Source organism: Aquisphaera insulae, from assembly GCF_011064615.1.
GTDB classification, from domain to species: domain Bacteria; phylum Planctomycetota; class Planctomycetia; order Isosphaerales; family Isosphaeraceae; genus Aquisphaera; species Aquisphaera insulae.
This window is the reverse complement of record NZ_JAALJH010000037.1, coordinates 1-20,195: the sequence shown is the minus strand read 5'-3', so window position 1 is coordinate 20,195 and position 20,195 is coordinate 1. Positions and strand designations below refer to the sequence as shown.

17 protein-coding genes and 1 riboswitch are annotated in these 20,195 nt (G+C 68.5%); of the genes, 5 read left to right on the top strand and 12 right to left on the bottom strand.

What is annotated here, in order from left to right:
- The first annotated feature begins 127 nt into the window (after positions 1-127).
- Positions 128-1,777: a sigma-54-dependent transcriptional regulator gene (locus G6O54_RS19305; RefSeq protein WP_165227301.1), complete on the top strand. Its 1,650-nt coding sequence runs from the start codon at positions 128-130 to the stop codon at positions 1,775-1,777.
- A gap of 81 nt (positions 1,778-1,858) precedes the next feature.
- On the opposite strand, the gene scpC is transcribed toward G6O54_RS19305, so the two are convergent.
- The 4 genes from scpC to G6O54_RS19285 form a co-directional block, all read right to left on the bottom strand.
- Positions 1,859-3,373 carry a succinyl-CoA:acetate CoA-transferase ScpC gene (scpC, locus tag G6O54_RS19300; RefSeq protein WP_165227300.1) on the bottom strand — a complete coding sequence of 505 codons (1,515 nt, stop codon included), beginning with the start codon at positions 3,371-3,373 and terminating at the stop codon, positions 1,859-1,861.
- Between the two features lie 390 nt (positions 3,374-3,763).
- Positions 3,764-5,554: a biosynthetic-type acetolactate synthase large subunit gene (ilvB, locus tag G6O54_RS19295; RefSeq protein WP_439650261.1), complete on the bottom strand. Its 1,791-nt coding sequence runs from the start codon at positions 5,552-5,554 to the stop codon at positions 3,764-3,766.
- A gap of 130 nt (positions 5,555-5,684) precedes the next feature.
- The gene (locus G6O54_RS19290; protein ID WP_165227298.1) at positions 5,685-6,269 is read right to left on the bottom strand and encodes a hypothetical protein; all 585 of its coding nucleotides are present in this window, start codon (positions 6,267-6,269) and stop codon (positions 5,685-5,687) included.
- A 223-nt stretch (positions 6,270-6,492) separates the two neighbouring features.
- Entirely contained in the window at positions 6,493-7,245 is a 753-nt protein-coding gene (locus tag G6O54_RS19285) for a class I SAM-dependent methyltransferase (RefSeq protein WP_165227297.1), read from the bottom strand.
- A gap of 34 nt (positions 7,246-7,279) precedes the next feature.
- Between G6O54_RS19285 and G6O54_RS19280 the strand changes: the two genes are divergently transcribed.
- On the top strand, positions 7,280-8,368 hold the full coding sequence (locus G6O54_RS19280; protein WP_165227296.1) for a DUF2961 domain-containing protein: 1,089 nt from the start codon (positions 7,280-7,282) through the stop codon (positions 8,366-8,368).
- 12 nt (positions 8,369-8,380) lie between these two features.
- Here G6O54_RS19280 and G6O54_RS19275 read toward each other — a convergent pair whose 3' ends face one another.
- The 3 genes from G6O54_RS19275 to G6O54_RS19265 form a co-directional block, all read right to left on the bottom strand.
- A complete protein-coding gene (locus G6O54_RS19275) occupies positions 8,381-8,713 on the bottom strand; it encodes a hypothetical protein (protein ID WP_165227295.1) in 333 nt (110 codons plus the stop codon).
- A gap of 121 nt (positions 8,714-8,834) precedes the next feature.
- Positions 8,835-9,830, bottom strand: a complete 996-nt coding sequence (locus G6O54_RS19270) for a GNAT family N-acetyltransferase (RefSeq protein ID WP_165227294.1) — start codon at positions 9,828-9,830, stop codon at positions 8,835-8,837.
- Between the two features lie 60 nt (positions 9,831-9,890).
- Positions 9,891-10,199: a Rieske (2Fe-2S) protein gene (locus G6O54_RS19265; protein WP_165227293.1), complete on the bottom strand. Its 309-nt coding sequence runs from the start codon at positions 10,197-10,199 to the stop codon at positions 9,891-9,893.
- A gap of 174 nt (positions 10,200-10,373) precedes the next feature.
- Between G6O54_RS19265 and G6O54_RS19260 the strand changes: the two genes are divergently transcribed.
- On the top strand, positions 10,374-11,927 hold the full coding sequence (locus G6O54_RS19260) for a phytoene desaturase family protein (RefSeq protein WP_165227292.1): 1,554 nt from the start codon (positions 10,374-10,376) through the stop codon (positions 11,925-11,927).
- Here G6O54_RS19260 and G6O54_RS19255 read toward each other — a convergent pair.
- The 3 genes from G6O54_RS19255 to G6O54_RS19245 form a co-directional block, all read right to left on the bottom strand.
- A complete protein-coding gene (locus G6O54_RS19255) occupies positions 11,876-12,721 on the bottom strand; it encodes an RING finger protein (protein WP_165227291.1) in 846 nt (281 codons plus the stop codon). The genes G6O54_RS19260 and G6O54_RS19255 overlap by 52 nt on opposite strands.
- Before the next feature lie 43 nt (positions 12,722-12,764).
- Positions 12,765-13,541 (bottom strand): 4'-phosphopantetheinyl transferase family protein, encoded by a 777-nt coding sequence (locus G6O54_RS19250; protein WP_165227290.1) that lies wholly within the window; start codon positions 13,539-13,541, stop codon positions 12,765-12,767.
- A 231-nt stretch (positions 13,542-13,772) separates the two neighbouring features.
- Complete coding sequence (locus tag G6O54_RS19245; protein ID WP_165227289.1) at positions 13,773-14,426, bottom strand: SGNH/GDSL hydrolase family protein; 654 nt, start codon at positions 14,424-14,426, stop codon at positions 13,773-13,775.
- Positions 14,427-14,538: 112 nt separating this feature from the next.
- Positions 14,539-14,741, top strand: a riboswitch (cobalamin riboswitch).
- 124 nt (positions 14,742-14,865) lie between these two features.
- Here G6O54_RS19245 and G6O54_RS19240 point away from each other — a divergent pair.
- A complete protein-coding gene (locus G6O54_RS19240) occupies positions 14,866-15,843 on the top strand; it encodes a DUF1559 domain-containing protein (protein ID WP_165227288.1) in 978 nt (325 codons plus the stop codon).
- A 19-nt stretch (positions 15,844-15,862) separates the two neighbouring features.
- Here the strand turns inward: G6O54_RS19240 and G6O54_RS19235 are convergent, their stop codons facing one another.
- On the bottom strand, positions 15,863-17,626 hold the full coding sequence (locus G6O54_RS19235; protein WP_165227287.1) for a GxGYxYP domain-containing protein: 1,764 nt from the start codon (positions 17,624-17,626) through the stop codon (positions 15,863-15,865).
- 285 nt (positions 17,627-17,911) lie between these two features.
- Here G6O54_RS19235 and G6O54_RS19230 point away from each other — a divergent pair, with 285 nt between their 5' ends.
- The gene (locus G6O54_RS19230; RefSeq protein WP_165227286.1) at positions 17,912-19,255 is read left to right on the top strand and encodes a plasmid pRiA4b ORF-3 family protein; all 1,344 of its coding nucleotides are present in this window, start codon (positions 17,912-17,914) and stop codon (positions 19,253-19,255) included.
- On the opposite strand, the gene G6O54_RS19225 is transcribed toward G6O54_RS19230, so the two are convergent.
- Positions 19,209-20,114 carry a DMT family transporter gene (locus tag G6O54_RS19225; RefSeq protein ID WP_250846982.1) on the bottom strand — a complete coding sequence of 302 codons (906 nt, stop codon included), beginning with the start codon at positions 20,112-20,114 and terminating at the stop codon, positions 19,209-19,211. The genes G6O54_RS19230 and G6O54_RS19225 overlap by 47 nt on opposite strands.
- Positions 20,115-20,195 lie beyond the last annotated feature (81 nt).

Here is a 20,195-nt window from a genome sequence, read left to right as displayed (position 1 = left end):
CACCTCGCCTGGTTCCAGCGTTCCGGGGCCTGCCCAGCGAAACATGGCGCCCCAGCCGAACTTCATGGAAGATGCACCCGGCCTCGTGCTCTCTCGCGATCGAGCGATGAGCGGAGAGAAGGAAACCATGCGAAAGTTCCGGATCCTCATCGTCTGCCCCGATCCTCAAGGGCTCGCCCTGCTGACCTCGATGTTGAAGTCGTTGGGCCACATGATCGAGGAGGCCTCGACGGATCGCGGCGCCGTACGGCTGATGGAGCGAAGCCCGATGGATTTGGTCCTCGCGAGCGTGGACCCGGGCGAGAGCGAGGCGCTCGAGCTGCTCTCGCACGTCCGCCGCAAGTATTCCGACGTGCCGGTGATCCTGATGTTCCCGCGGGCCCATCCGGATCGTGCGAAGGAGGCCCTGCGGCTGGGGGCGATGGCGGTCCTGAAGTATCCGGTGCCGGCGGCCGAGCTGCGTGCGGCGGTGCTGCAGGCGCTGGAGCAGTGCGAGCCCAGGCCGACGGCCGACGCGGCCGGGGCGAACTTCGGGGCGCACGCCGCCGGCTACGGCCTCCGTCCCCAGGCCCTGGTGGCCACGGCCCATGTCCAGCACCCGGCGCCGCAGCCCCAGGCCGGCTCCGCGTCGGGCCTGCTGGCGATGCCGATGCCCCTGCCGGCGTCGCTGGCGAGCCCCGGCTATTCGGGCGGGCTCTCGCAGCCCGCCCCGGAGATCGGCGACGCGCCGTCTCCCCTGCTCGGGACGGCGGGCGCCCCCTCACTCGCCTCGGTCGCGCCCCGGAACCCCGAGCTGATCACCACCGACCCGGCCCTCTGCCAGGTCATCGAGCTGGCCGCGACCCTCGCGTCCGTGTCGGCGCCGGTCCTGATCGCCGGCGAGCCCGGGACCGGCAAGTCCCTGATCGCCCAGGTGCTCCACGACGGCGGCGGCCCGGCCGACCGGCCCTTCATCGTCCTCCGCGCCAGCGACCTGGAAGAGCCCGACATGGAGACCGACGGCGAGGAGCCGGTCGCCCGCAGGGCCGTCCCCGCGATCACCGAATGGGCCCGGAAGCTCGACGCGGCCCGGGGCGGCACCCTCTTCATCGAGGAGGTCGGCGCCCTCCCGCCCGAGATCCAGCTCCAGCTCCAGCGCGAGCTCCAGTACCGCGACATCGAGGCCGCCGCCGGCCACGGCCGCCATCGCGGCAACCCGGCGGTCCGCTTCATCGTCTCCTCCAGCGAGAACCTCCCGGCCGCCGTGGAGCAGGGGAGATTCCGGCCCGAGCTCTACCACCGGATCAGCTCGCTCTGCCTGATGGTCCCTCCGCTCCGGCTCCGCGGGACCGACATCGAGCTCCTCGCCGACCATTTCCGAGCCCGCTTCGCCCACGAGTTCCACAAGGATGTCGTCGGCCTCGCCCGCGACGCCCTGGAGGCGCTCCAGAAGCACGACTGGCCCGGCAATGTCCGCGAGCTCCAGGGGGTCATCCAGCGGGCCGTCTCGCGCTGCACGAGCCCCCGGATCACCTCCAATCACCTGATGCCGATCCTCAATCTGCAGCGGCAATCGAGGGCCGCCGCCGGCGCCCCGCGGCCGCATCTCCCGATGGGGATTCGGCCCCTCAAGGAGGCCCTCGAGGAGCCGGAGAAGCGGATCATCATCCAGGCCCTGCAGGCCTTCAACTGGAACCGCCAGGAGACCGCCAGGGTCCTCGACATCAACCGGACCACGCTCTACAAGAAGATGAAGAAGTACGGGCTCCTGGTGGACGAGCCCATCTGGGCGAGCTGAAGTGACCGCCGCGTAAGCGGCCTCCGCCTCTCGTCGAGCGGCCGGACCCGGGTGTCCGGCCGCGGTCATTTCCCCCCGCCGTCAGTCCTCGCCGAACTGCGAGAAGTCCAGGTCCGGCAGCATCGCCCCCTGCTCCTGGAAGTTGATGTAGAGCTCGAAGCAGCGCCTCAGGTCGTGGCGAATGTGGCCCATCGGGGCCGACTCCACGTAGCGGTGAAGGTAGTCCCGGTAGGCGGGATGGGCACAGTTGTCGATGATCTTCCGGGCCCGGGCGATCGGCGAGAGGCCGCGGAGGTCCGCCAGCCCCTGCTCGGTGACGATGACCTGCACGGAGTGCTCGCTGTGGTCCACATGCGAGCACATGGGGACGATCGTGGAGATCTTCCCGCCCTTGGCGGTGGACGGGCACATCAGCACGGACAGGTAGGCGTTCCGCTCGAAGTCGCCGCTGCCTCCCAGGCCGTTCATGATCTGGGTGCCGAAGAAATGGGTCGAATTGGCATGCCCGTAGATGTCCACCTCGATGGCCGTGTTGGTGGCGATCACGCCCAGCCGGCGGGCGACCCCCGGGTTGTTGGAGATCTCCTGCGGCCGCAGGATGACGCGATCCGCGAACTCGTCGAACTCGTCGTAGAGGAACTTCAGCTTCTCGTCGGTCAGGGAGAGCGAGCAGGTGCTCGCGCCGATGACCCGCCCGGAGGCGATCAGGTCCAGCATCGAATCCTGGAGGACCTCGGTGAAGACCTTGAACTGGGGGAAGTCCTCGTTCGCGGCGATGCCGCCGATCACCGCATTGCAGACATTCCCGACGCCGCTCTGCAGCGGCAGGAACCGTTGCGGGATCCGCCCGGCCGCCATCTCCTCGAGGAAGAACCGGGAGACGTGGGCGGCGATCCGGCCGCTGGTCGCATCCGGCTTCGAGAAGGACCGGCCGCCGTCCGACTGGTTGGTGTGGACGATCCCCACGACGCGGGACGGGTCGACCTCGGCGTAGCGGCGGCCGATCCGATCGAGCGGGTCGTGGAGCTGGATGGCGATCCGGTTGGGGGGCGGGGGCAGGACGATGATGTCCGCCATCTCGCGGATCCGCGGCGAGTGGTACGAGTTGAGCTCGATGATGACCTTCCCGGCCTTCTTCAGGATCGCGGGGGAGTTGCCGATCCCGGTGGTCAGGTAGACCCGGCCGTCCGGCGTGATGTCGGTCGCCTCCACGATGGCGAAGTCGACATCCCCGAGGAATCCCTCCATGATCATCTGGGAGACATGCGAGAGGTGCATGTCCACGAAGTCGAGCCGCCCGGTGTTGGCCAGCTTGCGGAGCGGGGCGGATGTCATGTAGGGGGCACGCCAGCTCACGGCCTCCGCCAAGCCGAGCTGGTCGTCGCACGACGCGCCGGTGCTGGCGCCGCTGAGGAGGCGGATCTGGAACGGCTGCCCGGCCCGGTGCAGCTCGGAGGCTCGTGCCGCCAGGGCGGTCGGGACCGCCTTCGGCGATCCGGCGGGGGTGAACCCGCTGACGCCCACCATCGCCCCGTGCGGGATCAGCTCGGCGGCCTCTTCGGAAGTAAGGGTCGGATAGGAATAACCCGTCGCCATGGCTGGAATTCACCTCGACTCGCGGGCGGCCGCTCGAGACCGAGTTCCCTCCCGGGAACGGCTCGCCAGGGCTACCGTCGCCCGGCCGGATCGATCGACGTGCCTCGTCGAGGGGCGGCCGTGACTCCGTCGCTCGATCGCCCTGTGGCTTTTCGGAGGGTCCAACCGGGCGCGAGCGGTTGTTCTGGGACCCGGCACGGCGGCCGTCGCGGGGTGCCGCAAGGGCCGATCTATTCGTCGGAGAGCCGGCCGGAACGGCCGGGGCGAAGCAAGCCGGGCCGGGGTCCGTGCGAGTCTTCCCCGCACGTCCCCCGGGACAGGCCGTATTCTACCACGGGCCGGCCCCGTGGGCCATCCGCGATTCCGGCAAACCGAGGCGTCGAGCGGGCCTCAGCTCTTGATGATGTCCCGAACCGTCCCCCCCGCGGGGATCATCGGCAGGACGTGCTCCTGGTAAGGGATCAGGACGTCCAGGACGTACGGCCCGGGGTGGGCGATCATCTCCTTGAGGGCGTCGACCACCTCGGACTTCTGCCGGACCTGGCGCGAGGCGATGCCGAACCCGCGGGCGATCTCGACGAAATCCGGATAGATGTACTCCGGCAGCTCGCCTTCCCCCTGGCCGATCGCCTCCGGGAGATGGACCGGGCCGAGGTAGGTGTGGGCCCGATTCCCCTCGTGGAATCGGTCCTCCCACTGGACGACCATCCCGAGGTGCTGGTTGTTCAGGACGATGACCTTCACCGGCAGCTTCTCGCAGTAGACCGTCGCCAGCTCCTGGATATTCATCAGGAAGCTGCCGTCGCCATCGATGTCCACCACCAGGGCGTCCGGGAACGCGGCCTGCGCCCCCATCGCGGCCGGCAGGCCGTAGCCCATCGACCCCAGCCCCCCGGAGGTGATCCAGGTCCGGGGCCTGTTGAACCGGGTCCACTGGGCGGCCCACATCTGGTGCTGGCCCACGCCCGTCGCCATCAGGAACTCGCCCCTGGTCAGGGCGGAGAACTGCTCGATCACGTACTGCGGCAGGATCACGTCGTCGCGCTGGTCGTAGGCCATCGGCTCGGTGGCCTTCCACTCGTCGATCTGCTTGTGCCAGGCCCGGAAATCGCCGGCGGTCGCCAGCGGGGTGATGGCGTCGAGGAACGCCTTGGCGTCGGTATTCAGGGCGATCTGGGCGGTCTTGTTCTTGTTGATCTCCGAGGCGTCGATGTCCACGTGGACGATCTTGCCGTGCTTGGCGAACTCCGCGAGTTTGCCCGTCACGCGGTCGTCGAACCGGACGCCGACGGCCAGCAGCAGGTCGGCCTCGTTCACCGCGTAATTCGCGTAGACGGTCCCGTGCATGCCGAGCATCCCCAGCGACAGGTAATGCTCGCTGGGCATCGCCCCCAGGCCGTGCACGGTCATGGCCACCGGGATCCCGGCCTTCTCCGCGAATTCGCGGAGCGACTCGTACGCGTTCGACGCCAGGATCCCGCCGCCGCAGTAGATCACCGGCCTCTGACTCGCCTTGATCATCGCGAGCACGTCGCGGATCTTCTCGGGCGAGGGGGCCGGCGGCAGGCGGTAGCCGGGCAGGTCCATCGGCGGGTCGTAGTCCGGCCTGGGCACCAGGGTGTTCTGAATATCCTTGGGGATGTCGATCAGCACCGGGCCGGGCCGGCCCGTGTTGGCGATGTGGAACGCCTCCTTCACGATCCGGGCGACGTCCTTCGCGCTCTGCACCAGGTAATGGTGCTTGGTGATGGCCCGGCAGACCTCGATCATCGGCGTTTCCTGGAAGGCGTCGGTGCCGATGACGTGGGTCGGGACCTGGCCGGTGATCGCGACCAGGGGGATCGAGTCGAGCTTCGCGTCGGCCAGTCCGGTCACCAGGTTGAGCGCGCCCGGCCCGGAGGTGGCCATCACGACGCCCGGCTTGCCGGTCACCCGCGCGTAACCCTCGGCGGCGAAGATGCCCCCCTGCTCGTGCCGCGGGAGGATCGTCCGGATCCGGTCCCGATATCGGGTCAGGGCCTGATGCAACGGGATGCTCGCCCCGCCGGGATAGGCGAAGATGACCTCAACGCCATGCCGTACCAGCGATTCGACCAGGACATCGGCCCCCGTCGTGGGTCTCGCTTTCACCTGAGCCGCAGCCTGGCGATCGTCGATGGCAGACACGTTCGTCCTCGTCATTCCGCCCCGAGGGGCGTGGGGTCCGGGAAAGAGCGTCGGAAGCAGAGGATTGTACCAAAAGGCTTACGCCCGGGACAACCCGCACCGAGGCCATTCAGACCGGCGACCGGGCCGCCGGGTTCGCGCAAGTTCAAGCCCGCTTCCAGCGGGATCGACCCCAGAGGAAGCCAGCGACGGCCACGAAGGCCGCCATCGTGGACGGCTCGGCAACCGACTCCGCGCTCACGAGCACGCCGCTGACGGGGGTGACTCCATTCCTGGAATTGGCGGGGGCGATCTGGACCGTGTAATCCGGGATTGTCATCCCGTGGACAAGCCCGTCGGTGATGAATCCGCCCGCCGAAAAGCGGGGAAAGTAACCCTCGCCGATGTCCATGACCCCGAAGATAGCCCTGAGATTGGAATCTCCCGAGCCATTGACGAAACCGCTCAGGAAGCCCTGTAGCACCATGTCCTTCGTCTCCGCCCCGGGGGCCTGCCCGTCCACGGAATCGACCTTGAAGGTGATGGTGAATGGCGTGCTCTTGAATTCCGTCGTACCCGTCGTGGGCAAGGTGACCACGAACTCGCCCAGCCGGACGTCCGTGCCGTGCCCATCGGGGACCGGGAACGAGAACTTCCCCCTCTCGGTCGGCGTGGGCGTCGTTAGCGTGCCGCCGTCCACCCCGCGGAAGCTGACGACCGGATTGCCCGTCCCATTGAATGGGTCGATCACACCCGATGTCTCATAAGTGATCGTGGCCGTCTTCGAGCTCGCCAGGGAAGCTGGAACGCACCAGAAGGCAACCGCGATGGCGACGGACGCCATGCACGACCAGGAACGCGTTGATGCCCCACTCATTGGCCACCTCAACATCCATGATGATTCCAGAGCACAAGACAATTCCATGCAACCAAAACCTACCAAACGGAGCGGAAGCGTCAAGACGAAGGCCCGGTCAGCTCAGCCGGCCGACCAGCAAGTTCAGATCCCAGGTGACTTCTCGCATCGCGTCGGCGATGCCCCAGGCGGCTTTCAGCTCGTCGCCGATCTCGTCGCGGGGGTCGCGGCCGTTGGCACGACGATAGGCCTGAGAAGCCGACCAGGTGTCCACGCAGGCCAGATACCGCTCCAGTTCCCATTGGCGGACGATCTGGAACCGAGGCGCGTCAATCCCCTCGAAAGGGAATGGCAGCGTCTGATAGCCGGAATCGACGTGGCGGATCTGGGGAGCCCAGTACGGCCCCAGCACCTCGGCATAGAATCGCCTCAGGACCGCATCCACGGCCGGGCTCACCCGCTGCAAGCTGTACGTCCAGCAGGCCAGCACACCGCCGAGTCGGACGACCCGGCGCACTTCCTCGTAGAACCGGTCGACGTCGAACCAGTGGAGCGCCAGGGCCACCGTCACCAGGTCGACCGAGGCGTCTCGCAGGGGAGTTACCTCGGCCCGAGCCTTCAGGTAATCGACCCTCGGATGGGCAGGGGCCGCCGAAAGCTGGCGGTCGCTCGCGTCGGTGGCGATGACCCGGTCGAAATAACCCGCCAGGTCAATCGCCGCCTGCCCGTTCCCCGTGGCGCAATCCCAGGCCAGATCATGAGAAGAGACGATCTCCGCCAGAAACCCGAAGAGCTCCGGTGGGTACGTCGGGCGATGCGCCTCGTAGAGGCTGGCATGACCCGAGAACAGGTCGGGGAAGGTCGGATTCATGAGGCCCTTGATTTCATCCCGCGGATGGAGAACGATGCATGCTTCGGTCCCGCCGGAGATCCTTCCCGCCGACTCCAAGACCCGCCTCGAGGTTCGCGCCATGACTCGTCCGCGGCTCGCCCGCCTGCCACTCCTGGCCCTGGCCATCCTGGCCGCTCCCATCGCGGCCGTCGCCGACGACACGGCGGCCCTGAAGACATTTTCCTCCATCGGCAAGGGCTCGCCGGCCCTGGACGGCTACAAGGAGGCGGAGTTGCTCCGGCACGAGGGCAAGGGCTGCCTGACCCACATGTGGTTCGGCGGCGACTGGCCCGGCTACGAGAAGACTCGGATTCGCGTCTACGTCGATGGCGAACAGGCTGCCTCGATCGACATGGAGCTCGGGCTGGGCCACGGCTATGCGTTCGGCGAGCCCGCAGCACCCTGGGGAGGCCGGAAGCTGGGCAAGACGGGCCATCCCAGCGGGGTCTACAACACGTACCGAATCCCCTTCGGCAAGTCGGTCCGGGTGACGGCCCAGCGCGACAGGGGCTCGCCCACGTCGTCCGCCTTCTGGTGGATCGTCCGCGGCACCGAGAACCTCCCGGCGACGATCGCCGGCGTCCGCCTCCCGGACGATGCCCGGTTGAAGCTCCACAAGCTCGAGAGGTACGTGGCGAAGCCCATCGAGGAGTTCAGCCTCTGCAAGATCGAGGGGGCCGGGGCTCTGTATCAGGTCACGATCGCCGCGCGGGGACTTCGCGAGACCGGGGACTGGAAGAACCTGAGCTTCATGGAAGCCTGCATGCGGGCCTACGTCGATCACGCCGAGGAGCCGATGCTCCTCTCCTCGGGCCTGGAGGACTATTTCCTGGGCACCTATTACTTCAATCGCGGCCGGTACGCCAACGACCTGGCCGGGATGACTCACCTGGACCCGAAGGCCCGGACACTCTCGGCTTACCGATTCCACGACGACGACCCCGTCTTCTTCCACTCCGGGCTGCGGCTGACCTGCCGCTGCGGCGAATCCGAGGATGGATCGAAGAATGGCAAGATCGTCGGCGAGCCGCCGGAGACCGAGTACACCACATATACCTGGGTCTACCAGTGGCAGGAGCCGGGACCGTCGCGAGTCCGCTGAGGCCGGCTGACCTCAGCGATTGCCGCCGCCGCCACTCCCCATCGGCTCCTTGACGGACCGGACGAAGTGCGCCCCCTTGCCGCGGGCCTTGAGCTCCGCGGCCTTCGCCTCGGCATCGGCCTTGTCGACGTAATCGAAGGTGGCGACGGTCCGCCCCCCCATGTCGCAGACGGCCCAGACCACGCGCATCTTCGGGCCGGCGATCGGCTTGGAGCGAAGCTGGGGGGGCTCGTCGGCCGACCGACCGGGGCGCCTGCGGCCTTTGTCGTCTCCCGAGTTCAGACCGAGTGCCTCGGCCGCCTCGGCCTCCGCGCGAAGTTCCAGCCGATTGCGGGGACGTCCCATGAGACTCACCTCGTGCTGTCAGCCGCGGGCCTCCGGACCGGACCGGTCCGAGCCACATCGGATGGATACCAGAACGGCCGGTCCTCGCAAGGTCAGGCTGTCCTGCTGGTATTCTAGCCCGTCAGGGAAGGGCCGACCGCTCCAGCAACCGAGCCGGCAGCCGGTAGACGACGGACTGGTCCACGGGGATGAATCCGAGCGACTGGTAGAGCTCCAGGGCCGATTCGTTGGTGGACGGCGTCTGGACCTCCACGGCCTGGACGCCGATCTCCTGCGCCCAGCGGAGGATCTCGGAAACGAGGTGCCGGCCGAATCCCTTGCGGCGATGCGGCTCCGGGACGAAAACGTCAAGGAGTCCAAGTCGACCGCGGCCGTCCCCGCGGCCGAACAGGCTCATGTCCCAGGTGGAAGCACGGGCCAGGATCGCCCCGTCGGCTCGCGACCGCAGCGAGACCCTTGCGAGGTGGAACTCGCCGATCGCCAGCTCCGACCACCATTCGGCGGCCGGGACGTCCTCGATGATCTCGAGCTCGGCCTGACGCCGAATCAAGACACCCCGCGGGTCACGGCGGGCCGCCGCGCCCACGTCGTATTCCAGGCAGGCGGTCACTCCGATCGGCTCGTACCCCATCCCGGCCAGGACCTGCGGGACCATCGGATGAGAGGCCAGAAATCCGGAGCCTTCCGAGCCGCCGTAGATCCCCCAGTAGAACGGATTGAGCGGGAACTGCCCCCCCGCGTAGAGGACCATCGCCCCCCGCGATCGGAGATAACGCTCCCCCTCGAGCACCAGCGCCCGGGCCACGTCAAGCTCCGCCGGGAGGCCCGGCTCCACGGCCAGCATGGCGATCATCCCCATCTCCCGATCGAGCCCCAGCGGACGCGCCGAGTCGATGGGCAACCCCGGGCCGAATCCCGCATGGACGAATCCGACGACCCGGTCGTCCTCCTCCGCCACAATGAGGCCCGACCGTTCGAAGACCGGGGGGTTGAAGGCGCGATCGTCGAGCTCGTGCACCTTGAGCGGACGCACGGCCCCCCGTTCCGGAACCGTCGCGTTCCAGAGCCGGACCAGGGCCGGCGGATCACCGTTGCGGAAGGTTCGGTAGCGGATCACGTCTCTCGCTCGCGACGACCTCCATCGGGCGGGTCAATCCGGGGAGCCGAGGGCGCCGGCTCACGGAACGTCGACGTAGACATCCTCCCCATCCACCTTCACCCCGAAGACCGGGATCTTGATCTTGGGGCCCAGGGGGCTCTGCCCCGTGCAGACGTCGAACTGCCAGCCATGCCAGGGACAACCGACCTTCGTACCCTGCAAGGGACCATCGGCGAGCGGCCCCCCCTGGTGAGGGCAGATCCCGTCGATCGCCTTGATCTCACCGTCCACGTTGAAGAGGGCATAGATGCGACCCTCGAACTCGACCTCCTTCGCTCCTCCGACCGGCAGCTCTTCCAGGGTCGCCATCTTCACGAACTTCGCCATCCTGTCTTCTCCAAGATCGCTCGCCGGCAGAGTGGACGTCGCGTTTCGATCGGATTGAGTCTATCAGATACCGAGCGTGACGAGAATCCGACGGGACCGCCGCGACCTGCCGGCCGGCGCCTACAACAACCAGGAGAAGGGAGCGCACGCGTTGAAGAAGCGGGAGGCGGCCGCGTGATCTACGACCTGCTGGTCATCGGCGGCGGGGTCGGCGGGCTGGCGACGGCCGCCCTGGCCCAGAGGATGGGGCTGACGACCGCGCTGCTCGAGGCCCATACGAAGCTCGGTGGCTGCGCGGGGTATTTTGGCCGCGGGCCGTTCACCTTCGACGCCGGGGCCACGGCGCTCATGGGGCTGGGGCCGGGCGAGCCGCTGGGCGACCTGCTGGCGAGGGTCGGCCTCGATTTCGAGACGGTCCCCGCGTCGGGCTATCGCGTCCATCTCCCCGACCGGTCGATCGAGATCGTCCCGGACGCCGCCGAGTTCCTCGCCCGCGACGCCGCGGCCTTCGGGCCGACCCGGGCAGACAGGCGGAGGATCTTCTGGGATCTCCAGGCGTTCGTCGGCGGCCGGCTCTTCCGGGCCGCGGGCCGGGTGCCGAGGCTGCCTGCGCGATCGGCGGGGGATCTCTGGCACGACCTGAAGATCCTGGGCCTCTCGGGCGTCACCGCGGCCTCGACCGCCGCGATCACGGTCCGGCAGATGCTGCGGATTCTCGGCCTGGAAGCGGATCTCCCGTTCCGATCGTTCCTGGCGATGCTCCTCCAGGACACCGCCCAGGCCGGCCCGGAGACCGTGCCGTTCGCCAATGCCGCGGCCTGCCTGCACGCCTATCGCCTGGGCATGCGACGGCCGCGCGGCGGCATGCGGGCGCTGGCCGAGGGCCTGGGCCGACGATTCGCGGAGCAGGGGGGAGTGTTGCACACGGGCACGCTCGTGGATCGGGTCGAGTCCCGTGACGGCTCTCGGGAGTTCGTCGTCGTGACCCGTCGGCGCCATCGCCTGACCGCGAGGGAGGTCGTGTTCAACTTGCCGCTCGACCTGGCAGCCCGACTGCTCGGCCGTGATCTGGAGGGGCCGCTGGCCCGCGCCGAGCGGAAATCGCGGGCGGTCTGGGGTGCCTTCACGGGGTATCTGGCCATCGACCGCGCGGCGATCCCCGACGATTCGCCCCTCTTCCACCAGGTCCTCCGCGACTACGACGCGCCGATCCACGACGGCAACAACATCCTGGTCTCGCTCTCGCCGGCGGGCGACGAGGGCTACGGCCCGCCCAGGGCGCGCATCGTCACGATGTCCACGCACACCGAGCTGGCGGGATGGAAGGACCTGGATGGTGCCGCCTACGCCGCCAGGAAGTCGCAGTTCCGTGACCGGCTCCTGGCCGCCCTGGCGCGGGCCCTCCCGGATGCACCGGGTGCCCTGATCCACGAGGAGTTCGCCTCGCCCCGGAGCTTCCGGCGCTACACGCGGCGGACCGGCGGGGCCGTCGGCGGGGCGCCGGTCTCTCGATGGAACAGCAACGCGCTGGCGGTCGGATCCGACGTCCTGGGGCCGGGCCTGTGGGTCGTGGGCGATTCGGTCTTCCCGGGCCAGGGGACGATGGCCGTGGCGATCTCCGCGATCCGGGTCGTCGAGCGGATCACGGGCCGGCCGTGGTGGCCCCTGGCGGACGCTCAGCGCCTGGCCCCGCCCACGGGGCGGGCGAACTTGCAGCCGCAGCCGTAGATCGAGCAGGAGCCGACATATTCCCAGCAATCGCGATGATGGGGGGTCTCGCACTTGGTGCAGGCCACGGCCCCGGCGTCCTCCTCGATGGGCTCGCCGCAGACCTTGCACAGCGGCGGGCCGTCCGCCTGCTCGTCCGTCCCGGCGTTCACGATCGAGATCCCCTCGGACATCCTCCGGCGGACCCCCTGCTGGAGCCCGTCGTGGATCACGAGTGCCTCGCGGACCGCCCGGATCAGGGCCTCTCCCGTCTGGCCGAGGTTCCGATCCACCTGGACGAGCAGCCGCTCGGGGTTGATCGAGACGAGCATCCCCCCCTGGTGGACCAGCCTGGAAATCGTGCCGATGGCCTCGCGCACATCCTCGTTCAGGAAGTCCCGGGCCATCTCGGCGTCGTTCGCCTGGACGAGGAAATCATGGTCGAAGAGCGAGCTCCCCGACCGGACCAGCCGCGTCCCCTTGGGAGCCTGGGCCGGCGCGGGGCGGCTGACCGGCGCGAGCTCGAGCCGGAACGGGATCCCCCGGGGGAACCGGGCCACGACCCGCGTCCGGGGGATGCTCGACTGCCCGGGGATCGTCGGCGCCAGCCCCACGCGCACCAGGGTCCCATGATGCGTGAAGCTGACCGTGGGCGGATCGCTGAGCCCCCGGCTCTCATACCGCCCCTGATACCTCGCGGCGAGCTGCCGATAGGCCCGGAACCTCGCCCCCTGCCAGATCGATCCGAACGAGACCATCAGCCGGATCAGGGCGTAGATGAACAGGACAATGAGGGCGAGGAAGAGGATCTCCATGGCATCCAAGTCTAAAGGAACCAACCGCGGAGGCACAGAGTGCCTAGCCCGTCATTCCCGCTCCCACGGCCAGGGCCGCGATGTAGCCGGGCCGGGGCCTCGCTTCCCAGAGGTCCCAGCCGTGCACCCGGGGCCGGGGGCTGGCCGGGCGGAAGGCGGGGGTCAGGGGGGCGTCGCCGAACATGGTCTCGTAGCCGGTCGCCAGGCCCGCGAGCCCGACGCCGATGGCCTTGAGGATGGCCTCCTTGCGGGTCCAGCCGCGGAGGAAGGCGAGTTCCAGGGCCGGATCGTCGAGCGCCGCGAATTCTGCCAGCTCGGCGGGCGTGAAGTACGACTCGACGATCCGCCTCGCCTCGCGGATCGGTCGCTCCTGCTCGATGTCCACGCCGAGGTCCCTCCCCCGGCAGGCCGCGATCAGGGCAAGCTCGCCCGAGTGCGAGACGTTGAAATGCAGCGGCCTTCCCGGGATCGGGTCCAGCCCCGCCGCCAGCACCGGCTTCCCCCCCGTCCCCGCGGCGAAGGCGACATCTTCGGGCGGCAATTCGAGCCATTCCCCGAGGGTCCTCCGGAGGGCCCCGCGGCAGGCCGCGAATCGGCGACGGTCTCGATGCCGCACGAATCGCAGGGCTCGTGCCCGCTCGATGTCATCGAGGATCGCCCAGTCCGGGAACCGCTCCGGCTCGAAGTTCTCGTCGTCGGTCGCATCGCATGCCAGCCTCGCGACGAGGACCCGCAATTCCCCTTGAGCGAGCGGCCCGACCGGATGACCTGGCCGCCATTCGTCGAACCGGGGCGGGTCGAATCCATCTCGCGTATCCATGCTTGCTCATCCACGAGAATCTTGAGAGACGCCGGCGCGGGGGCGGGGACATCCGGCACGCCGGCCCGGGGCGAGTATAGCAAGTCCGATCGCTCCCGGGCCCTCCCGAATCCGCGCCGCGGCATCGTGTCGCCCTATCCGCCCCGGGGGGCTTCCCCTCGAGTCCGCTTTGTGCCCACGCCCGCAGGTCATCGCGGGCATCGCTCGCCGCGGCTTCATCGAGTGCCCCGGTCACCCACCCTCCGGGGCCGCCCGAAGGACGCGGAAGACCTCGGCGGCGATGATCCTCGCCCCGTCATCGTTCGGGTGCAACTCGTCGCCGAAGTGCTCGTCCTGGAGTGCCGACGTGAGGTCCACGAGCGGGATTCCCCGCTCGTGGCAGTACGCCGCCAGACGCGCGTTGTGGTAAGCACGGTCGACGCGCAACCGCTCGGCGACCGCCCGCGGGAACATCGACCCGTTCGCGGGAGGCACGTTCAGGAGCAACGGCCGCTTGCCGGCCTCGCGGACCGAGTCGACCATGCGGCCGAGATTCTCGATGATCCCGGGGCTGGTCGACTCCACGTCGGGCCACATCCCCAGGTCGTTCGTACCATACCCGATCACGAACGACCGGGCATTCGGGAAGAGCCGCAGGTAATCTCTCACCTGGCCGATGCCGTTCGGGCTGACCTCGCCGGCGATGCCGCCGTTGCCGACGGTAAGCCCGAACGGCTCGGAGAGCCGCCCGAGGAACTCCGGGTAAGTGCGATAAGGCCAGACCCCGGCCGTCCCGAAGTTGTTCCAGCCGGTGATGCTGTCGCCGGCGCAGGCCACGTCCACGAGCTGGCGATCCGCGTCGAACGACGGCATTCGGCGGTCGGCGAGATAGATGACGGGCGGCATCCTGGGTCCCTCCGTTGGAGCGAGATCCGGAGGAACGGAGAGGGCCGACGGCCGATCCACGGGCGCGGCCTCATCCGGATTCTTCCTTGTGGAACGTCGCGAGGATGGGCTAACATAACATGGAACGATGGGTGCCCGCGTCGGCCTTCGCGGCCGACGGCGGGAGAATAGGGAAGCCGGTGAGAAGCCGGCGCGGGGCCGCCGCTGTATTCGGCCAGGCAACGGACAGGAATACCACTGCCGCCAGGCGGGAAGGTCGTCCGGGTGCCGCGATGAGCCGAGAGCCAGAAGACCTGCCCATTGTGCGCCACGTCGAGACGCCTCGGCCGCGAGCGTCCGCGCGAGCTCCGAGGTCAGGTCACGCCTGAATCGAGCGCGCCGGAGGGCGGCCGAGACGCCGACCCACCCGGTCCGAGCCGACTCGATCCAGGAGCTTCCCTTGGCACAGCCCTTCGCCCCTCGTCGTGCCCATCGCCGCGCGTTCACGCTGATCGAGCTGCTGGTGGTGATCGCGATCATCGCGGTGCTCATCGCCCTCCTGCTCCCGGCCGTCCAGGCCGCACGCGAGGCCGCCCGACGCATCCAGTGCGTCAACAACCTGAAGCAGATGGGCCTGGCGGTGCACAACTACATCGCCGTCCACAATGTGTTCCCCAAGGGGGGGACCGGAGGTTCGGTCACCACGACCACGGTGAACACGCCGGCCGCCAACAAGACGCGGATCCAGAGCTGGGGCACGGCGATCCTGGCCTACATGGAGGAGTCGCCCGTCTACAACGCCGTCAACCAGTCGAAGTGGTACATCGAGCCCGAGAATTCGACCGCCGCCCAGACGCGGATCAGGGCCTTCCTCTGCCCGAGCGACCCGAATTCGGACAACGACCGGCCCGACGGTGACATGCCCGGTTCCACCGTCCTCTTCGCCCGGAACGACTACGGCGGCAATTACGGCGACCGCGTGATCCGTTGCTATCCCCAGACGAACTGCCAGAACAACTACTACAGCGGAGGCGAGGGGAGGGGGGTCATCATGATGCTCACCGACCCGAACATTCCGCTCACCCAGGTCACCGACGGGCTTTCCTACACCGTCGTCCTGGGCGAGGCCCCCAATGCCCTCCATGGGCTCTGGATGGGGCACAAGAACCTGTTCGACCAGAGCGCCCCGCTGAACGCGCACTACAGCTCGTCCGCGGTCGGGACCTTCGGCTCCTGCCAGGTCGTGAAGGGCGACGCGCGCGACGGCCTGCTCGGCTGCGACTTCGGCCAGGAGTTCCACTCCTATCACCCCAACGGCGCGAACTTCGGCATGGCCGACGGCTCGGTGCGGTTCCTCAAGCAGACCATGGACCTTCACACGTTCGCCGCTTACCTCTCGCGACGCGGCGGGGAGATCATCAGCGCCGACGCGGAGTAAGGACACCGGATCTCGCCGGTCAGTGTCGGAACGCCTGAATCGCCTTCCGGGTCGCCGCCGGGTCGTGTCGCATCCGGATCCGCCAGGCGAGCTCCTCCGGCGCGATGACGCGGATCGACTCCGGAAGCCGCTCGGCGCACCAGGTGGCGGGGACATACCCGCGGACGCCGCGGGAGGGCCCCTCATCCTGGGGCATCTCCTCGGCGGACTCATCCGATCCGGGGGCGTGGCGGAAGTAGGACCAGGCGTGGACGATGACCCAGTCGAGGCGAGGGGCCTCCTTCGCCGCGGCCGCGGCGGCGTCGGACTCTCGGATCAGCCGGGCCACCTTCGCGGGCGTGCCGCCGGATCGGCCGGCCGGGTAGTGCTCCCAGATCGAATAGCGGGTGGAGATGACGGGGATCTCGACCCCGTCGGCATCCCTCACCCACCAGACCCGGCCCGCGCCCCCTTCGTACGGGTTGTATTCGAACGCCAGGATCGCGGCCAGGCCGCGCGAGGCACCGGCGATGGCCTGGTACGACCGGATGGCATCGGGCGAATCGATGTCGCTGACGTTGAACCCGATGAGGCGAGTCCCGGTCCGTTGCATGAGCTGCGTGGTCCGTCTGGCGTGCTCGGCGAGCAGGCCCCAGCGGTCGGGCCGATCCCGGGCGAAGAGGTCGGGATAGTAGTAGCCTCCCCCCCATTCGAGGAAGGAGTCGTTCGGCCCGCGTTGCTCGCGGGCGCGGTCGATCAACACCGGGCCGAGCTGCGCGAGGTGGGCGAACGGGCAGGACCAGCCGAAGGCGATCTTGCCGCGGGCGGGGCTCGACCAGTAAGAGGGGCCGCCGAAAAAGCCCCCTTCGTACCATTGCACGTTATCCCCGTCGGTCATGACGAAGCTGACCGCGCCCCGGTCGTCCTTCCAGTCGATCGACGACGGGTCGAAGGGTTCCACGCCGGGCGAAGGCGACGCCGACGAGCCGGCCATCAGGACCGGGAGGTTCATGCACCAGTCGGTCGCGGTCTGGAACTGGCCGTGGACGGTGGAAAGCCGCGTCGTCTCGAATTCGTCGCCGCCGTTCCAGCCGATGACCCCGGAAAGGGGCTCCATCCACTTCATCGCGGCCTCGACGGACGAATCCGGGCCGTAGGCCGTGAAGCACTTCTGCGCGATGGCGAGGTCCCGGACATTCGGCTTGCGGGGATCCTGGCAGACGAGGAGCCGACGGTTGAACCGGTCGCGATACGTCTCGAAGCACCAGGACAGCGTCCTGTCGCGGGCGTCGGCCAGCCGTTCCAGGCCACGACGTCGGGCCTCCGGCTCCAGGGCTTCCTCCACGAGGACGCCGCCGAGGACGCCCGCCAGGCTCGTGGCCACGTTCACCGAATTGTCCAGGCCGGGTCGATGCTCGTTGATCTCCCCCTTCGAAGCGTCCGCGCGGTAGAGCACGTAGCCGTGGACGATGCCCGCCTTGCGAAAGCGGTCGACGAGTGTCCATGGATCGAGAGCCTCGGCGCGGGCCGCGGGCGCCCCGGGCCTCCGGAGGATCCGGGCGTACCAGTCCTCCAGGTCGCGATTCGTCGTCGAGACCCAGACGAGCTCATCCCCCCGATGCTCGTTCACGGCCTGGGCCGCGAGCCCGGCAACCGACTGGACGAGCATCGCGTACGCCCGGTTCGGTTCCGGATACTCCCCCTCCAGGACCGTGCGCACCACCCCCGCGGCCGGTGCCTGCACGGGGAACCAATGGGGCTCACCTGCAACCGCCGTTGCGGCGACGAGCATCGTCGTGGCCATCCACCCTGCGATCCTTGGGTATGACATCATGGTCTTGCTCCCGCGAGATTCTCCCTCGTTCGTCGCCTCCGTCCGGGGAGGCTCCGATGCCGTCGCTTTCTCCCAACCTGAACGCCGGAGCCGACCCGAATCAAGTCTGTGGCGGAGAAAATGGGACAGGGACCGGCCCCGGCGGGACGGTCCCGTCCCGTCCGCTCGGGTCGCGCAGAGCCCCTATCCGCGCGTTATCCTGGAACGTCATCGCCCGGGATTTCAGGCTCCCACGAGCAAGAATAGGAAACCGTCATGGCCCAGGAACGAAAGCTGTCCGAAATCCTGGTCGAGATGGCCAAGGTGCTGATGAAGGCCCCGGAGCGAGATCCCTCGATTGGCGCCTTGGAGGTGGCGACCCTGCTCGCCAACGTCGCATGGAACCGAGCGATCGGTCTGGAGGCAGGCGACGACACCTATCGCGATCTCCTGGCGACATTCGAGAGGGAGAGTCCCAACCTCTGGGACGAGTTCAGGTCCCGGGATGTTCCCGCGATGGTGGACGCACTCGTGCGGTACAAGCGGGCCCATTTCCCCGATGACGGCCGGCGCATCCTCACCTGCGGTATCCCCGAAGGGAAGGTCCGCGTCGAATGGCTCCAGGCGGCGCAACCAGGTTTGGAATCCGAACTGGAGATGCAGCTCTACGCGCTGATCCGCCTCGGCGAAATCGAGGGTGCCATCCGCCACGTCCAGAAGACTCGCAAGCTCCCCCGGAACATGGCCGCGCAGGTCGTCGCCGACGTCGTCATGGCCCTTGCGGTCTCACCGGCTCTTTCGCCGAAGCGGACCGCGCCGCCGGCGAAGAAGAAGCCGGCCCGGAAGCAGCCGGCCCAACCCGTGACCAAAACCAGATTCCTCCTCGATCTCCTGGCCCAGGAGGCGAAGCTCGATCTCGAGGAGATCAATCGCCGGTGGGTGAAGGCAGGGCATCCCGGCGTGATCAGCGCCTCGTTGCTCTCCCGAATTCGCCAAGCGCTGGGGATCTCAATCCAGCGCGGCCGATCCAGGATCCCGGCCGCGATCCAGGCCCGAGCGGCGGCGGGACCGACGAAGGGAGAGCCCGCCGGTGCCGCGGAGGTCTACCAGCTCAAGATCACGCTCAAGGGGACGAAGCCGCCGATCTGGCGGCGGATCCAGACCAAGAACACCAATCTTGTGGACCTCCATTACCAGATCCAGGCCGCGATGGGCTGGGATAATTCGCATCTGTACGAGTTTCGTGTTGGGGACCGTCACTATGGCGAACCGGACGTCCTCGAGGAGGCGGACGATGCCTCGAAGGCGAAGCTCAGCGACATCCTGACGCAGAAGGGCCAGCGATTCTCGTATCTCTACGACTTCGGCGACTCGTGGGGCCACGAGATCGTCTTCGAGGGCCGCGTCGCGGCCGAGCCGGGCGCCGCCTATCCGCGATGCGTCGCCGGTGCCCTCGCCGGCCCGCCGGAGGACTGCGGCGGGGTCTGGGGATACTATGAGATCGTCGAAGCAACGGGCTCACGCCGCGCCGAGATTCGCGAATGGCTGGGTGACGACTTCGACCCGACGGAGTTCAGCGCGACGGACGTGACCCGACGGATGCAGGCGGGCCGCCGTTAGTCGGATCGGCCCGGCCCCGCCTCCATCCCGGCGAGTACCGGCAGAGGATGCCCAGCAGGAGGAAGAGGCCGCCGACCATCGTGGCCGGCGCCGGGATCTCGCCGAGGACCAGCGCGACCCAGATCGGCGTGAGGATCGGCTCGATCAGTGCGATGAGGGCGGCCTCCGCCGCGCCGATGTCCCGGAGGCCGCTGGCGAAGAGGACGTAGGGGACGGCCATCTGAACGACGCCGAAGACGGCGAGGAAGCCGGCCTGTCCCAACGTGGGCACGGGGATCCCCCGCCCGGAGAGGATCATCCAGACGCCCAGGGTGGTGGCCCCGAGGATGTTATACACGATGCTCAGCCACCTCGGGTCGTGCTCTCGAAGCCCTCGCATGCCGGTGGCGATGATGGCGAAGCTCACGCCGCTGGCCAGTCCCAGGGCCACTCCTTTCCATTCGTCGGGCCGGCCGTCATAGCCCCTCGCCACGATGATGGCGATCCCCACCATGGCCAGGCCCACGCCCGCGACCGCTCGCCGGGATGGCCTCTCGCCGAGAAAGAGCATCCCCAGGGGGATGACCCAGAACGTGGCCGTGTACTGGAGGTAGATCGCATTGGCCGCCGTCGTCAGCTTGATCGCCGCGAGGTAGAACCCGGTCATGGTCCCGAAGGCGATCCCCAGCGGGATCATCGCCGGCCGGAAGGTCCAACGTCGCGGCGAGACCAGCGGCAGCAGCGCGAGTCCCGCGAAGAGGCTGCGATACAGGGCGATGCCGACCGCGTCCAGGTCCAGCGACTTGGCCATGAGCCCGCCCAGGCTCCAGAGGATCCCCGCGGCCAGCACAAGGCTCCGCCCCCGAATCGTCGATGTCACCTCAGCCCCCCCTGCCAGATCCGCCCGCGTCCGCCGCGGGCGAGGGCCATCCAGGGTAGTCCGTCACCTCCCCGTTGTCAG

Coding starts and splice junctions, on each gene's coding strand:
- G6O54_RS19250 (WP_165227290.1), bottom strand. CDS start 13,541: ATGGATACGCGAGATGGATTCGACCCGCCCCGGTTCGACGAATGGCGG.
- ilvB (WP_439650261.1), bottom strand. CDS start 5,554: ATGACGAGGACGAACGTGTCTGCCATCGACGATCGCCAGGCTGCGGCT.
- G6O54_RS19275 (WP_165227295.1), bottom strand. CDS start 8,713: ATGGGACGTCCCCGCAATCGGCTGGAACTTCGCGCGGAGGCCGAGGCG.
- G6O54_RS19280 (WP_165227296.1), top strand. CDS start 7,280: ATGCATGCTTCGGTCCCGCCGGAGATCCTTCCCGCCGACTCCAAGACC.
- G6O54_RS19285 (WP_165227297.1), bottom strand. CDS start 7,245: ATGAATCCGACCTTCCCCGACCTGTTCTCGGGTCATGCCAGCCTCTAC.
- scpC (WP_165227300.1), bottom strand. CDS start 3,373: ATGGCGACGGGTTATTCCTATCCGACCCTTACTTCCGAAGAGGCCGCC.
- G6O54_RS19255 (WP_165227291.1), bottom strand. CDS start 12,721: ATGGAGATCCTCTTCCTCGCCCTCATTGTCCTGTTCATCTACGCCCTG.
- G6O54_RS19265 (WP_165227293.1), bottom strand. CDS start 10,199: ATGGCGAAGTTCGTGAAGATGGCGACCCTGGAAGAGCTGCCGGTCGGA.
- G6O54_RS19235 (WP_165227287.1), bottom strand. CDS start 17,626: ATGGCCACGACGATGCTCGTCGCCGCAACGGCGGTTGCAGGTGAGCCC.
- G6O54_RS19305 (WP_165227301.1), top strand. CDS start 128: ATGCGAAAGTTCCGGATCCTCATCGTCTGCCCCGATCCTCAAGGGCTC.
- G6O54_RS19245 (WP_165227289.1), bottom strand. CDS start 14,426: ATGCCGCCCGTCATCTATCTCGCCGACCGCCGAATGCCGTCGTTCGAC.
- G6O54_RS19230 (WP_165227286.1), top strand. CDS start 17,912: ATGGCCCAGGAACGAAAGCTGTCCGAAATCCTGGTCGAGATGGCCAAG.